The sequence below is a fragment of the Paraliomyxa miuraensis genome, assembly GCF_026337845.1.
Taxonomy (GTDB): domain Bacteria; phylum Myxococcota_A; class Polyangia; order Nannocystales; family Nannocystaceae; genus Paraliomyxa; species Paraliomyxa miuraensis.
On sequence record NZ_JAOVZF010000148.1, the window covers coordinates 225,645 to 240,785 of the forward strand.

Annotated in this window: 10 protein-coding genes; 7 read left to right on the top strand and 3 right to left on the bottom strand. The window is 69.7% G+C overall.

Annotation, left to right across the window (positions count from 1 at the left end):
- Positions 1-19 precede the first annotated feature (19 nt).
- The 4 genes from OEB96_RS15540 to OEB96_RS15555 all read left to right on the top strand — a co-directional run bounded on the left by OEB96_RS15540 (position 20) and on the right by OEB96_RS15555 (position 8,118).
- Complete coding sequence (locus tag OEB96_RS15540; RefSeq protein ID WP_266216611.1) at positions 20-1,267, top strand: hypothetical protein; 1,248 nt, start codon at positions 20-22, stop codon at positions 1,265-1,267.
- A 245-nt stretch (positions 1,268-1,512) separates the two neighbouring features.
- Positions 1,513-3,228 carry a hybrid sensor histidine kinase/response regulator gene (locus tag OEB96_RS15545; protein ID WP_266216612.1) on the top strand — a complete coding sequence of 572 codons (1,716 nt, stop codon included), beginning with the start codon at positions 1,513-1,515 and terminating at the stop codon, positions 3,226-3,228.
- 85 nt (positions 3,229-3,313) lie between these two features.
- Complete coding sequence (locus OEB96_RS15550) at positions 3,314-3,964, top strand: OmpA family protein (RefSeq protein ID WP_266216614.1); 651 nt, start codon at positions 3,314-3,316, stop codon at positions 3,962-3,964.
- A 59-nt stretch (positions 3,965-4,023) separates the two neighbouring features.
- Positions 4,024-8,118 carry a CheR family methyltransferase gene (locus OEB96_RS15555; protein ID WP_266216615.1) on the top strand — a complete coding sequence of 1,365 codons (4,095 nt, stop codon included), beginning with the start codon at positions 4,024-4,026 and terminating at the stop codon, positions 8,116-8,118.
- 6 nt (positions 8,119-8,124) lie between these two features.
- Here the strand turns inward: OEB96_RS15555 and OEB96_RS15560 are convergent, their stop codons facing one another.
- A complete protein-coding gene (locus OEB96_RS15560; RefSeq protein ID WP_266216616.1) occupies positions 8,125-9,810 on the bottom strand; it encodes an FAD-binding protein in 1,686 nt (561 codons plus the stop codon).
- 63 nt (positions 9,811-9,873) lie between these two features.
- Between OEB96_RS15560 and OEB96_RS15565 the strand changes: the two genes are divergently transcribed.
- Both OEB96_RS15565 and OEB96_RS15570 read left to right on the top strand, forming a co-directional pair.
- Positions 9,874-10,875, top strand: coding sequence for an NAD-dependent epimerase/dehydratase family protein (locus OEB96_RS15565; RefSeq protein ID WP_266216617.1), 1,002 nt, complete (start codon positions 9,874-9,876; stop codon positions 10,873-10,875).
- Positions 10,876-10,894: 19 nt separating this feature from the next.
- Entirely contained in the window at positions 10,895-11,452 is a 558-nt protein-coding gene (locus OEB96_RS15570) for an ERG2 family protein (protein WP_266216618.1), read from the top strand.
- On the opposite strand, the gene OEB96_RS15575 is transcribed toward OEB96_RS15570, so the two are convergent.
- Positions 11,436-13,151 carry an OFA family MFS transporter gene (locus OEB96_RS15575; protein WP_266216620.1) on the bottom strand — a complete coding sequence of 572 codons (1,716 nt, stop codon included), beginning with the start codon at positions 13,149-13,151 and terminating at the stop codon, positions 11,436-11,438. The genes OEB96_RS15570 and OEB96_RS15575 overlap by 17 nt on opposite strands.
- Positions 13,152-13,235: 84 nt before the next feature.
- Positions 13,236-13,808 (bottom strand): hypothetical protein, encoded by a 573-nt coding sequence (locus tag OEB96_RS15580; protein ID WP_266216621.1) that lies wholly within the window; start codon positions 13,806-13,808, stop codon positions 13,236-13,238.
- Positions 13,809-13,994: 186 nt separating this feature from the next.
- On the opposite strand from OEB96_RS15580, the gene OEB96_RS15585 reads away from it, so the two are divergent.
- Entirely contained in the window at positions 13,995-15,137 is a 1,143-nt protein-coding gene (locus OEB96_RS15585) for an adenosine deaminase family protein (RefSeq protein WP_266216623.1), read from the top strand.
- Positions 15,138-15,141 lie beyond the last annotated feature (4 nt).

Consider the following 15,141-nt stretch of genomic DNA (forward strand, 5'->3'; position numbering starts at 1 on the left):
CGCTACCCTGCCGGGCCCGATGACCGCGCGCTTCGACTTCGACCGCCCCTGGCAGGCCCCCTTCGAGCTCGCCCCCGTGACGAGCGACGAGACGCCCATGGTCGCCGAGGCGTATCGCTCGCGCCTGTTCGTGCACACGGTCCACGATGGCGACGTGATCCCGCAGCGCTTTCGCACACACGAGGACGGCCGCCCCACCGTCCCCCTCGACCAGATCGAGCGTGCGCACGTTCGCGAGCGCGACTGGGGGGCCAACCTCGTGGCCGAGAGCCTCGCGATGCGCCTGGGCCTGCCGTGCTACGGCCGCGTCCGCATCGCGCGGGCGCTGCTCGACTTCAACCGCTTCCCCGGCAGCACCCCGCCCGGCAACGACGATCCGCTCGAGCGCCTGTCGATCAACCCACCGTTTTGCAACGCGCTCACGCACCTGCAGAAGATGGACCTGCTCGATGTCTACGATCACATCAGCGATCGGCTCGAGGCCAACTTCCGCGACAAGCTGATCGTGATCGGCGTCCATACCTACGACGAGCGCAACCCGAGCGCCACGTCACGCCCGCACCTGAGCCTCGTGAACATCCCGGCCGGCTACTTGCGCGAGGCACGAATGCCCTACGGCGTGTTCGACCCGATCTACCCCGACGGGCTGGGCGAGAGCACCTGCAGCCGGATCCTGCGCGATCGGATCTCGCTGAACCTGGAGCGGGCGGGCTTTCGCGTGATCAGCAACCACCCCTACTCGCTGCCCGAGGGCAGCATCGAGGTGCGCTCACAGGTCTGGTACTTCTTCTCCTACGCGCGCATGCGGTTCGAAGCGGAGCATCCGGCCACCGTGGACGAGCCCGCCCACGCGCTGGTGTGGCAGATGTTGCTCAACACCAACCTGCGACAGGCGCTACCCGAGTCGCTGCGCGGCCACCTGCATCGCTACCAGCGAGCCGCCCCCGAGCACGAGGGCTTGTTCCGAGAGGCAGCCGCGGCCTACGAGCGCATCCAGCGGTTCATCGTCGAGGCCAACGTGGGCCGCGACTACCGGCGCAATCCAAACCGCCCCAGCTCGCTCGCGCTCGAGGTCCGCAAGGATCTGCTGTGCGAGATGGATGCCACCGGCGAGCACCCGCAGCCGCCGACGCCACGCATGCGCCAGCGAGCCCATGTGATCGCGCGCGTGATCGCGGGGGCGATCCGCACCTATCTCGAGACCGACCGCGAGCTGCAGGAGAGCACCGACGGGGCCTTCAACGGGGGCGACCCCTCCGGTCGCTGACCCCGAGCTCCTGGCGCAAATCCTGCGAACTGGCGCCCAATGGCAAGACCGGCGACCGCCGGTCGTTGGCCGCCTTGCCAGGGCGACCGCGAATATCCCGCATGATTCCAATGGCGTAAGGAAAACCCCGTACCATACACGAAAGGTGATCCACTCTCGCCTGCCCGCTGGCATCCTCGATGTGGGTGGTCGAGGCGATGACTCCGCCGGAACGGCGATCCGACCCACGGCGGAAGCTGTTCGTGTTGGGTGCGATCGCAGTGGGGCTGGGCCTACTCACCCGTCCCAATGCGGTCCACGGTCCACCGCTCTCGTTGACCGCGATCTGGGCGGCGGCGTTGCTCGCCGCGGGGTTGATCCCCGGACCCGAGGGTCGGGTCCATCGGGGCGTTGCGTCGCTGGCCGCCATCACCACGGCCGTCGCGCTCGCCGTATCGGCCCAGACCCCGCTTGGCCTCGATACCACCCTGGCCACCTGGGTCATGATGATCCCCCTCCTCTTCCTCGTGGGCTCGCCGGGCGACCCCGTGCTGGTGTCGATCTCGGTGCTGGCCTCGACCACGGCGATGCTCTGGCTCAGCGGGAGCACTCCCACGCACGACGCGACCGAGACCGCCCGCTGGGTCAGCCAGGCGCTCTTGATCGGGGGCATCTCGGTCGGCGGCAGTGTGCTGCTCCGACGCGAGCGCGAGCAAGATCTGGCTCGCGAGCGCGAGCAGGCCCGGGTGACCCAGGAGCTGGCCACCAGCGAGCAGCTACGCGCACGGGCCGAGGACCTCGCCGCCTCCGGGCGCATGGCCGCCGAGGTGAGCCACGAGATCAACAACCCGCTGACCTACGTGGCCACCAACCTCGAGCTGCTGCGCGAGCTGCTGCCGGTGTCCGAGCGCAGCCCGGAGATCGAAGAGGCGCTCGACCACGCATCCGAGGGAGCCGATCGCATTCGTCAGATCGTGGCCGATCACCTGTCGATGGTGCGACCCATCGATGACGCGCGCGTGGCCTACGTGGACGACGCCGTGCTCGAGGCCATCCGCATGGCGAGCAACGAGATCCGCCACCACGCTCGGCTGCAGACCCGACTGCAGTCGCATGCGGTCGTGGCCAGCACTCCCCGGCGCCTGACCCAGCTGCTGCTGAACCTGCTGACCAACGCGGCGCAGGCCATCGTGGCCGGGCAGGCGGCCAAGCATCGCATCGAGGTGCACACCGAGCTCGAGGGCACCTCCTGGGATCGCCCTGGCGATCCACCACACGAGCCCCCCTCCGAGCCGAGCGACCCGCAGGGCACGGTCATCATCCGGGTCCGCGACACCGGCAGCGGCATCCCGGCCGAGATCCAGGAGCACCTGTTCGAGCCGTTCTTCACCACCAAGGAGCCCGGCAAGGGCACCGGCCTGGGTCTGGCCGTGTGCAAGCGAATCGTCGAGGAGCTCGGCGGCACCATCGGCTTCACCACCGAGCTGGGCGTGGGCACCGAGTTCGTGGTGCGCCTCCCCACCTCCGAGGCCCCCGCCCCCGCCCCCGATCTCACCCCCCTGCCCATCGACCTCGGCCCCGCGCGAATCCTGGTGATCGACGACGACGAGCTGGTCGGCAGCTCGATCGTGCGAGTGCTCCGACGCGAGCACGAGGTGGTCTACGTCGACGGCGGGCACGCTGCACTCGAGCGACTCGCCCACGACAAGCGCTTCGATCTGCTGGTGTGCGACCTGATGATGCCCGACATGACCGGCATGGAGCTGCATGCCCGCGTCGTGGAGCTCGAGCCCTCGCTCGCGCGTCGCTTCGTGTTCATGACCGGCGGGGCGTTCACGGACGACGCCGTCCGCTTCGTCGAGGCGGCCGAGCATCCGGTGCTGACCAAGCCCGTGCGCGCGGCCGAGCTGCGACAGGCGGTGGCCGAGGCGGTCACCCGCGTGCGCGCGGGACGGCAGGTCAAGCTGACGGCAGCCCAGTAGGCGGCAAGCCCAGTCGACCGCAGCATTCCGGACGCATCTGGCGTATCGTCCGTGAATGCGCCCTTGCGTCATGATCTTGGCAACGATGACGAGTGGGTCGATGCTCGCCCTCGCCTGTGCCCGCCCCACGGCATCGGCGACCCCGGGTGAAGGAGCTGCGACCTCCGCCCGCTCCGTCGAGCCGGCGACCGCGGACGACGGGCCGGTGGCAGGCAAGGCGGAGCCCACGACCGAGCCTTCGTGCACGAGCGCGGCGGACTGCCCCGCCACCGAGCCGGGCGAGCCGGGCGAGCCGAGCGAGCCGCCGACGGCGCCGCCCTCGTGCGCTCCGCTCCCCGAGGAGCTGCTCGCCGTCACCGGAACCATCGAGGGCCTGCGCTTCACGATCCCCTCGAACAAGGGGCAGATCGAGCCTTCTTCGTACGCGCGGCTCGACGAGATCGCCGGGGTGTTGATGCGCTACCCCGACGTGCGGCTCGAGGTCCGTGCCCACGAGGACGCCAAGACCGCCGAGAGCCACCGCTACATGGCCATCGATCCGACCCGACGGCAGGCCCAGGCCGTCGTCCGGTACTTCATCGAGCACGGGATCGCAGCAGACCGGCTCGCCGCGCAGGGCTACGGCGAAGAGCGACCGCTCGTTTCCAACGACACCAAGGAAGGCCGGGCACGCAACCGCCGGGTGGAGCTGGTGGTGGTCCCGCCCGAGGGCTGTCCTGCCTCGGACCCCCCGTAATTCGTGCGCGAAGGGTTGTTCGGTCACGCGAGCTTCCCTAGGCTGGATGCCCCCCATCCATGGTCAGCGCTCTCCACGAGTCCACGAGCCCTACGCTCGTCGTAGGAATCGGTGCGTCCGCCGGATGGCTGGATGCCACCCGCAGGGTGCTCGCCAGCCTGCCGCCGAGCTCGGGCATTGCGCTGATCGTGGTCCTCCACCTCGATCCCACGCACGACAGCCAGCTCGCCCAGATCCTCGGCGAGCACTGCATCCTACCAGTGACGCAGGTGACCGAGTCGACCCGCATCGAGGCCGACCACGTCTACGTGATCGCTCCCAACACCTCGCTCACCGTCGAGGATGGCGATCTGCGGCCCGGCCCCCATCCCGACCGCGGCGGCGAGCCCAGAGTCATCGACCTGCTGCTGTCCGCGCTCGCCCGGGCCTACGGACCCCAGGCTGCCGCGGTCATCCTGTCGGGCCTGGGAAGCGACGGTAGCCATGCGCTCGCCCACATCCGGGAGGCCGGCGGCGTGTGCGTGGCACAGGACCCCGAGACGGCGCTGCACGACTCGATGCCCCGAGCGGCCATCGCCACCGGCCACGTCGATGCCATCCTCGCTCCCGAGGCGATCACGCCGTTCCTGCTCACCCAACCCGAGGCCAACCTCGCGCCGTCACGCGGCGAGTCGTCACTGCTCCCGGACCGAAGCGCCACCCGACCACCGGGCTTCGAGCAGATCCTCGGACTGCTCGCGCACCACCATGGCTTCGCCCCGCGCAACTACAAGGAGGGCACCCTGCGTCGACGAGCCTCGCGACGGCTGGGTCGCATGCCGTTCTCGGGGTGGCTGGCCTACGCACACTACCTCGAGGAACACCCCGAGGAGCTCGCCGCGCTCTACCAGGACGTGTTGGTGGGTGTCACTCAGTTCTTTCGCGATCCCCACCAGTGGTCGTACCTCGAGCGCGAGATCGTTCCCCGGCTGATCGCGGAGCACAACGACCCCCACCGCCCGATCCGCGTGTGGACGGCCGGCTGCGCCACCGGCGAGGAGGCCTACAGCCTCGCCATGCTCCTGCTCGAGCGGCTCGACGACAGCGCGAGCATCCCCCGGGTCCAGGTGTTCGCGACCGACGTGAGCCACGAGGCGCTCGCGGTGGCCCGGCGCGGGACGTACCCGGCCAGCATCGTCGACGAGGTCTCGCCCGAGCGCCTGCAGCGGTTCTTCACCGAGCACGGTGAGAGCTATCAGATCACCCGCGAGCTCCGCGACACGGTCACGCTGGCACGGCACGATCTACTCACGGAGCCGCCGTTTTGTCGGCTCGACCTGGTGTGCTGCCGAAACCTCTTCATCTACCTCGAGCCCCATGCGCAGCAGGACTGCATCCAGCGCTTCCACTTCGCGCTCCAGCCCGGCGGCGTGCTGTGGCTGGGCAGCGCCGAGAGCATCAACGGGCAGACCGAGCTGTTCTCCACCCTCGCGCCCAAGTACCGCATGTATCGCCGCGTGGAGCTGCACCGGCGCGGGGCGGCCATGCCCTGGAACGTGCGGCCCTCCCTCTCGAGCAGTCTCTCGGGCCCGCTCATGGCTCGCCCGTCCGCCGGACTCGCGGCCCGCAACGCCACCCGGCTCACCCGCGCCATCGAGCGCTTCCTGCTCGACCGCTACGCCACCGCCTGCGTGGTGATCAACCAAATCGGCCACGTGCTGCACCTGTTCGGCCCGACCACCGACTACCTGTCCCAGCCCCGGGGGGAGGTCCGGCTCGACCTGCTCTCGTGGGTGCCGCCCAGCGTGTACGCCAAGCTCCGTCCCGCGCTCAAGGAGGCCCTCGAGCAGCGCAAGACGGTCATCGTCGGCGGGGCACAGGTCCAGCGAGGCACTCGCAACGTCCGCACCACCTGCACGATCGAGCCGATCTCGATGGTCGCCGAGGGCCTCTACCTGGTGACGTTCCAGGACGACGAGCCTCCGCCGAGCCCCGAGCGTCTCGCGCTGCACCCCGCCTCCGCCGACGTCGACGAGCCGCTGGTACGCCAGCTCACCCAGCAGCTCCAAGAAGCCCAGACCGAGCTACGCAGCGCGCTCGAGGATCTCGACAACGCCAACGAGGAGTACCGAGCCAGCTACGAGGAGCTCGTGTCGCTCAACGAGGAGCTGCAGTCCAGCAACGAGGAGCTCGAGACCACCAAGGAAGAGGCGCAGTCCATCAACGAGGAGCTGCTCACCCTGAACCGCGAGCTCGAGGAGCGCAACACCAGCCTGCACACCGTCAACGCCGACCTCGAGAACCTGCTCGAGGTCACCTCGATCCCCACGATCTTCCTCGATCGCCAGCTGTGCGTGCGTCGCTTCACCCCCGCGGTGCAGCGGGTGATGTGGCTGGTCGCCTCCGACGTGGGGCGCCCCCTCGAGCACATCACGCGGCGAGTCGACGACGAGACCCTGCTCGACGACGCGCTCGAGGTGCTCGAGCAGCTCCTGCCCATCGAGGCCGAGGTTCGCTCCGAGGACGGCCGCTGGTACCTGCGCCGGGTGGTGCCGTTCCGCTCCGGCGACCGCATCGACGGGGTGTGCATGACCTTCTACGACATCACGCCCCAGAAGCTGGCGGCCGAGAAGAGCGAAGAGGCTCGGTACGTGGCCGAGTCGATCGTACGCTCGTCGCGGCTCCCGTTCGTGGTGTTCGACCACGAGCTGACCGTGGTCACCGCCAACGACGTGTTCTGTGATGCGTTTGGGATCCCCAAGGACCAGGCCGAGGGGTGCACGCTCCAGCGGCTGGACGACGGCCGGTGGGACGTTCCTCCGCTGCGCGAGATGTTGCAGCGCCTGCTCCACATCAAGGCCGACGTGCAAGACTACGAGATCGTGCTGGAGCTCGAGCCCCTCGGGCTCCGCCACCTGCACCTCAACGCCAGCCTGATGGAGCGCCGGGGGAGGATGCCCCTGCTGCTGCTGTCGCTCGAGGACGTCACCCCCCTTCGCGAGGCGCAGATCATCGCCCAGCGGAGGGCCGAGGAGCTCGAGCAGGAGCACCGCCGCAAGGACGAGTTCCTCGCCATGCTGGGACACGAGCTGCGCAACCCCCTGGCCGCGCTCGCCAACGGCCTGGCCATCATCGAGCAAGATGGGCTCGATCCGCTGCGCCTGCGCGCCATCCACCCCATGCTGGTGCGGCAGACCACGCGCATGACCGCGATGCTCGACCAGCTCCTGGACATCTCGCGGGTGATCTCGGGCAAGATCGAGCTGCAGCTGGGTACCATCGATCTGGTCGACGTGGTCACCGCCGCGGTGGAAGCCATGCAGCCCATGGTCGACGGCGCCTGCCATCGCCTCGTGACCGACTTCCCGCCGCCCGCCTCCGTGCTGGCGCAGGGGGACATGGTGCGCCTCATCCAGGTGGTGGAGAACTTGCTGTCCAACGCCATCAAGTACACCGAGAACCGGGGCACCATCTGGCTGACGGTGGAGGCCAACGACGATGCCGCGCGCATCCGGGTCAAGGACACCGGCATCGGCATCGATGCCGAGCTGCTGCCGTACGTCTTCGACGTGTTCACCCAGGGCCCCCAGAACCTCGACCGCTCCAAGGGCGGCATGGGCCTGGGACTGCCGCTCGTACGCCTGCTGGTGAGCATGCACGGAGGACGAGTCGAAGCCTCGAGCGCGGGAGCCGGCCAGGGCAGCGAGCTGATCGTCACCCTTCCGCGGCTCGGCTCGGGAGTCCCCTCCCCTGCGTCGACGTCGACGCCATCGACCGGCATCGCGCCGAGACGGCGGGTGCTGGTGATCGACGACGAGAGGGACTCGGCCGACATGCTCGTGGAGCTGCTCCGGCTCCATGGCCACGAGGCGAAGGCGATCTACGACGGCCGAGTCGCCGCGGCCACGGTGGGCGAGTACCACCCCGACGTGGTGCTGCTCGACCTCGGCCTCCCCCACATCGACGGCTATCAGGTGGCCCGGGTGCTGCGGGCGCAGGAGTACGGCACCTCGCACCTGCGGATCGTCGCGCTGACCGGATATCAGCGCGAGCCCGAGCGTCTGCACGAGGCGGGCTTCGACGATCACCTCATCAAGCCGCTCGATCCGAAGAAGCTCGCGGTCATCCTCGATGGTCGCGGTCTGCTGTCGGTCGACCCGGCCGACCCGGCCTGAGCCGGATCACCGAGCGTCCGGGGGCAGTGACGAAGGCCTACCCCGGGCCGCGCGCGCGGCCGCGTGCCGTCCTCCGTTGCGCCCCGAGAAGATCCCGTCGGCCACCGAAAGACCGCTCACGTAGCCATTGGACGCCACCCCCACCGCGGTGCGTCCGGCTGCGTAGAGCCCGTCGATCGAGGCGCCGTCGCGGCCCAGCACCCGCGCCGTCATCACGTCGGTGCGCAGGCCCCCGAGCGAGAGGCACGGCGCGGGATACATCAGCGAGTCGCTGTCGATCGGGATCCCGTAGAACGGACCCTCCTCGATCGGGGCGAGGTACTCGGGCGCCTTGCCCAGCGGGTCGTGGCCGGCCCGCACGCCCTCGTTGTAGGCGCGCACGGTGGCCTCGAGCCCCTCGGGGTCGATCCCGAGCCGCTCCGCCAGCGCACGCAGGGTGGGGGCCGAGCGGCACGTGACCCAGCCGTTGATGATCCCGAACGCACGCTGGTAGAGCTGCAGCGGCTCGCGCTGCACCTGCGCTCGTCCCCGCGCCATGATCCTCGCATCGACGACCACGGTGCCGCGGCCACCGAAGCGCTCCACCAGGTGCTCGCCCACCTTGCCCCCGTAGAGGGTCTCGTTGCAGATGCGCTCCCCGCTGCGCCCCACCAGCACGCCGCTCCACCACGCCTTGGGCGGATCGATGAAGCGCGGCGCGCTGCAGCGGTCCATCTGTCCCAGCACGCCGCCCGCCGCCTGCCCCATGCGGATCCCGGTGCCATCGTCGCCCGCCGTACCCAGCCGCAGGCTGCAGCGCGCGTACCCTGGCGCGTTGGCCTTCATCAGCGTCGAGTCGAACACGTAGCCGCCCATCGCCAGCACCACTCCCCCTCGCGCATGCACGAAGCGGCGCCGCCCCGCGCGCTCGAGCGTCCGCAGCGAGCCCTGAGCCACTTCGCCGACCGCGTGGCTCATGCCGCCGCCGTACTGCACGAACCCCTGCATGGCATGACCCGCCCCCCACAGCCAGCGCGGCAGCTCGATCAGCACCAGCCCGATCACGGCTCCGCTTGCGTCCACCACCAGCCGCTCCGCGCGGGCGTAGGGCCGCAGCTCCACCCCCAGCTCGAGCGCCCGGCCGCGCAGGGCGGAGGTCACCAGGTGTCCCGTGAGCCCGCGGCCCAGCGGGCGATGCCCGCGAGGCGCCGGGGTGGCAGCGTCGCAGTAGGGCGGGCACAGCTCGTTGCCCGAGAAGTACAGCGTGCAGTCCTCGGGGGGCAGCGCGGTCTTGACCACCTTGCCGCTGCGTGGAAACGGGCAGCCCATCGCACGCAGCCACTCGAAGTTCTCCACGCTCGTCTCGCAGAACGCCCGCAGCACCTCGTCGCTCACCACCCCGTCGGCCTCGAGGCTCAGGTAGTCGAACATGTTCTGCGCAGAGTCCTCGTAACCGAAGCACCGCTGCAGATCGGTCCCCCCACCGAAGTACACCGCCCCCGCGCTCTTGCCCGTGGCTCCCCCGCCACCGAAGCGATCCGCCAGCAGCACCGCGGCCCCCTGGCTGCGGGCCTCGATGGCCGCACTGCCGCCCGCTCCTCCCAGGCCCACCACCACCACGTCGGTGTGCAGATCCCAGCCGCGGCGTCCTCCCGCGTCGATCACCCCCTGCTCGTCGCCCCGCAGCGGCTCGTGCTCGCTCGTGCTCGTCATCGTGTGGACAGCCTCTGTCGCCGGTCTACAACTTTCCGGCGGGGCGATGCACCATGCGGGGCAGTGAGCTTCGTCCACAGCGTCGTCACGGGGGCCACCGGCCAAGTGGGGCTCGAGCTGTGCCGAGGGCTGCGAGCCGCGGGCAAGTCGGTGCGAGCGGTCGTGCTGCCCGGCGATCCGGCCCTGGCTCGGCTGCGCGAGCTCGGGGTCGAGCCGTTCGAAGCCGACGTCCGCGACGCGCCCGCGCTGCGGCGTGCGCTGCAGGGTGCAACCCACCTCTATCACCTCGCGGCCATCGTCAGCACCACCGCGCGTCACGACCTGCGCATGTGGCAGGTCAACGTGGAAGGCGCCCGCAATGCCGCCCGCGCGGCGCGAGAGCTCGGCATCGGGCGCATGGTGTACTTCTCGTCGATCGTCGTGTTCGACCCCGAGCCGCTGCACGAGCCGCTTCACGAGGGGCGCCCGCGCATGGCCGTGGCCGCGGGCTCGCCCTACGTGCGCTCCAAGATCGCGGGCGAGGAGGTCGTGCGGGAGCAGGTCGAGCAGGGCCTCGATGCGGTCGTCGTGCACCCAACCGTCGTGATCGGCCCCAACGAGACCCATCACGTGGGCGTGGTCCAGACCCTCTTGTTCAACTACTTCGCAGGTCGACTGCCCGCCGTGTTCGCGGGGGGCTTCGACGCGGTCGCAGCAGGCGACGTGGTCGACGGAGCGATGGCCGCGGCCGAGCGCGGCCGCCCTGGCGAGAGCTACATCCTCGGCGGCGAGCAGCACACGATCCTGGGGCTGCTGCGCCGCGCGCAGGCGCTGTGTGGAGCCCGGGTCCCGCGGGTGGCGATCCCCCTGCCCCTGGCGCGGGCCGGACTGCCGCTGGTCGACGCTGTGGCCCGGATCACACGGATGCGTCCCGCCTTCACCCCCGAGGATCTCCGCCAGCTCGACGGCAATCCTCACATCGACACCTCCAAGGCCCGCCGGGAGCTCGGATACCGCCCCGACGGTCTCGATCGGGCGCTGGCCATGGTCCACGAGGAGTGGCTGCGCCGCGCCCGTTGTGGGTAGACACTCGGCCACAACGCTCATGGGCTACATCTTCGACGTCGACGTCCTCCACCGGACCGCCACCGATGCGCTGGGTCAGCCGATCGATCGCATGATCGAGCAGATCGCCGCGGACCTGCACGAGATCTACCCGGGTCACATCGACCGGAACCCACCCTGGGTGCTCAACAATGCGGGCGGGGCCATGGGGGCGTTCGCGCTGCTGCACGCCTCGATCACCGAGTACCTCATCGTGTTCGGCACCCCCATCGGCACCGAGGGGCACTCGGGGCGGCACCTCGCGACCGACTACTTCATCATCCTCGAGGGCGAGCAGTGGGCATTCACGCCGGGCAGCACCGCGCGCGAGGTCTACAAGCCCGGCGACATGCACGTGCTCCCGGCCGGCTCGGTGCAGGGCTACCGCATTCCCGAGAGCGGCTGGGCGCTCGAGTACGCGCGCGGGTTCATCCCCTCGATGATGCCGTTCGGCCTGGCCGACGTGCTCAGCAGCACGCTCGACTTCCCGAGCTTCGGCAAGACGCTGGGGATCTACACCAAGGCCGTGGTGGGCCAGCTGCTCAAGGGGAAGATCTGAGCGCGTCCTTCAGGTGGTGTCGGGCATCCACCGGCCGCACCAGCGCGTTGGCCACCAGCGCCACCACGAGCAGCCCCGCCATCACCAGCATCGTGCTGTTGTAGAGCGTCGCCGACGGGTCCACCGTGCCCTCGGGCATCAGCTCCATCAGCTTGGCGATGGTCACCGTCTTGGCCTCCACCAGCGCATCGAGGCGATCGAGCCCCGCCCCGAACTTGGCCTCGAACGCAGCCGGGTCCACCCTGGACGCCAGCTCGTCGAGCGCGTCGCGCAAGGCGCTGGCCCGCAGCGAGGTGATGAGCACCGGCCCCAGCACCCCGGCGATGCTCCATGCGGTCAGGATCCTCCCGTGGATCCCCCCCACGAACTTGGTCCCGAACACGTCGGCCAGGTAGGCGGGGATCGTGGCAAAGCCCCCGCCGTACATGGTGAAGATGATCATCGTGACCGCATAGAAGACCACCAGCCACACCACGGCCGGCGAGGCGCTGACCTGCTGCGCGGTGTAGGGGATCGACAGGTAGAGCGCGGTGCCAAGCACGAAGAACACGGTGTAGGTGGTCTTGCGACCGATCACGTCCGACAGGCTCGCCCAACAAAAGCGCCCCGCCATGTTGAACACGCTGATCATGAGCACGTAGGTGGCCGCGAAGCCGCCGTCGACCACATCGGGCAGGGTCGTCCCGAAGATCTCGGTCATCATGGTCTTGGCCACCCCCAGCACCCCGATGCCCGCCGTCACGTTGAAGCACAGCACCACCCACAGCAGATAGAACTGCGGGGTGGCCAGCGCGCGATCGATGTCGACGTGGTGCCGGGTGATCATCTTGCGCGAGGCCTGCCCCTCGGTCGGCGGAGTCCAGCCCGCCGGGGTCCAGCCCTCGGGCGGCACGCGATAGGAGAATGCGGCCGCGATCATCACCACGAAGTACACGACGCCCAGCGTCACGAAGGTGGCCGCCACTCCGGTACTGCCGGTGCCGACCACGTAGACCCCTTCGGGTCCGGGGTGCACCATCGAGGCGGCCTCGCTGCTCCCCACGATCACCACTTCGCGTAGCTGCCCCGCCACCTCGGCCAGGCGTCGACCGCCCTCGTTGCGCAGCACCACGTCGCTGGCTGCTCCGAGGTACTCCGGGGCGCGGTAGTAGAGCGACAGCAGCCATTCCTGGACCGGCGCTGCGATCATCGCCCCGCCGCCGAAGCCCATGATCGCCATGCCCGTGGCCATGCCACGCCGATCGGGGAACCAGCGGATGAGCGTGCTGACCGGCGAGACGTAGCCCAGGCCCAGCCCCGCCCCGCCGAGCACGCCGTAGCCGAGGTAGAGCAGCGGCAGCTGGTGCAGCGCGATCCCCAGCGCGCCCACGAAGAAGCCCCCGCCCCACAGACACGCCGCCGTCACCCCCACCATCCGCGGACCCACGCGCTCGAGCCAGCGCCCCGCCACCGCGGCCGACAAGCCCAGGAACACGATCGCCACCGAGAAGACCCACACCACCGACGACAGCTCCCAGTCGGAGGCGGCGCCCGCCACCACCCCACGCACCCGCGTCAGCGGGGTGTTGAAGATGCTCCACGCGTAGACCGAGCCGATGCACAGGTGGATCGAGATCGAGGCCGGCGGCACGCGCCAGCGGTTGTAGTCGGGGGGCGCGACGATGCGCTCCTTCTTCAAGGCGTCGAGCAAGCCGGCCATGGGTGGGCCATGATCCCCGACGCGGGCCCGGCTTGTCGAACACCGCCGATCCCGTCCCTCGCTTCCGGCCTCACGACCGGCCCCTCAGGAGCCCGTGGCGGCTGCCGTCTCGAGCGAGAAGATCGCCCCGCGAAGCTGGATGAGCCGGCGCAGCAGCGGATCATCGCCGCGCAGCAGGGCCGACACGGTGATCTGCGCCTCCTCGATCATCACCTGCACCACGCACGGGGGCAGGCCCAGGCGCGCCCCCAGGGTCTCGATGCGGGTCCGAGCGGTGCGACGCAGGCCCTCGAAGCTCGCGAGCATGGCGACCAGCCACAGCAGCCGTCGCGCCTCGAGGCTGGCCGGCGCGGTGAGCCGCGATCCGAGGTCCTCGAACCGCCAGTGCCCAACGTCCACGTCGAGCAGGTACTGCTGCACTGCCATCGGCATCGCGTGGCGCGTGAGCCACATTCGCAGCCCCTGCGCCTCGCCGCGCACGAAGTCGTCGCCCGCCGCAACCACCTTGGCGGCCACGAGCAGCTCGAGCAAGTCGCGGAGGCTCAGCTCGGCCCCCAGCGAGTGCCGCGAGTGCTCCTTGGCGCTGACCTCCGCCGCCCGCAGGGTGTCCAGGTCGAGGTCGGCCATGAACCTACGCGTGGACTCGATGATCGACATCGCCATCCCAAACCCCAGACCTCAGGATATCAGGGTCCGTCGACTACAGTGCAGGGTTCGTCATGACTTCGTATGATGGCGGGACCCGCGATGACCACATCCGACGAAGTGTCCCGCTCTGAAACACCTGGTGCCTTCGCGACCGCGGACCGACCGCGCTCGTTGCCCCTCGCGCAGCGGTCCGCAATGGTGGCGGGCATCCCCAAGACGGTACTCCACCTTCACATCGAGGGATCGCTCGAGCCCGAGCTGGCCTTCGTGCTGGCCGAGCGCAATTCCATGGCCCCCGGCTCTCAGGGCTTTCCTTACGAGTCACTGGATCAGCTCCGTGCGGCCTACCGCTTCGCCGATCTCGGTGCGTTCCTCGACGTGTACTACGCGGTGGCGGGCGTGCTGCGTACGGAGGACGACTTCCATGCGTTGGCCGAGGCCTATGGGCGGCGCTTGCAGGCCGAGGGCGTGCGCTGGGCCGAGGTGTTCTTCGACCCGCAGACCCACACCAGCCGAGGGATCCCGTTCGACACGGTGGTGCGCGGGTTGCAGCGCGGCTTCGCCTCGGCGCATGCCGCCGGGATCCACGTGGCGCTCGTGCTGTGCTTCTTGCGCGACGCTCCGGTTGGCGAGCCTGCCGAGCTCCAGGCGGCCTCGTCCGCCGACGGCTTCGCCTCGATGGACCAGGCCACCGCATGGGCGACTCTGGGACAGCTGCTCCAGCACCGTGCCACCGATGGAGCCAAGGTGCCGAACGTACCGATCATCGGGATCGGGCTCGACTCGTACGAGAAGCCGTATCCCCCCGAGCTGTTCACCGATGTGTTCGAGCACGCGCGAGCCCGAGGACTCGCGGCCACGGCCCACGCCGGCGAGGAAGGACCGCCGCAGTTCGTCTGGACCTCGATTCGAGAGCTGAAGGTCAGCCGCATCGATCACGGCGTGCGTAGCACCGAGGATCCCGAGCTCATGGCCTTCTTGGCCCAGGAGCACGACACCCCGGAGATCGTGGCCGCCTACGGTCGGCCGCACCGCATCCCGCTGACGGTATGCCCGCGGTCCAACTACATGCTCAAGGTGTTTCCCGATCCCACCCGATCGAACCTGCTCGAGCTGCTCGATGCCGGCGTGCTGGCCTGCATCCACTCCGACGATCCCGCCTACTTCGGCGGCTATGCGAGCGACAACTACCTCGCGGTGATCGACTGGCTCGATCCATCGTGGGCGCAGCTACGGCAGCTCGCGCGCAACGGCGTGCTCGCAGCGTGGGGAACCGACGCCGCCAAGCAGCCGTTGCTCGACGACGTCGACGCCTGGTTCTCGCGCTGGATGCCCTGACGAG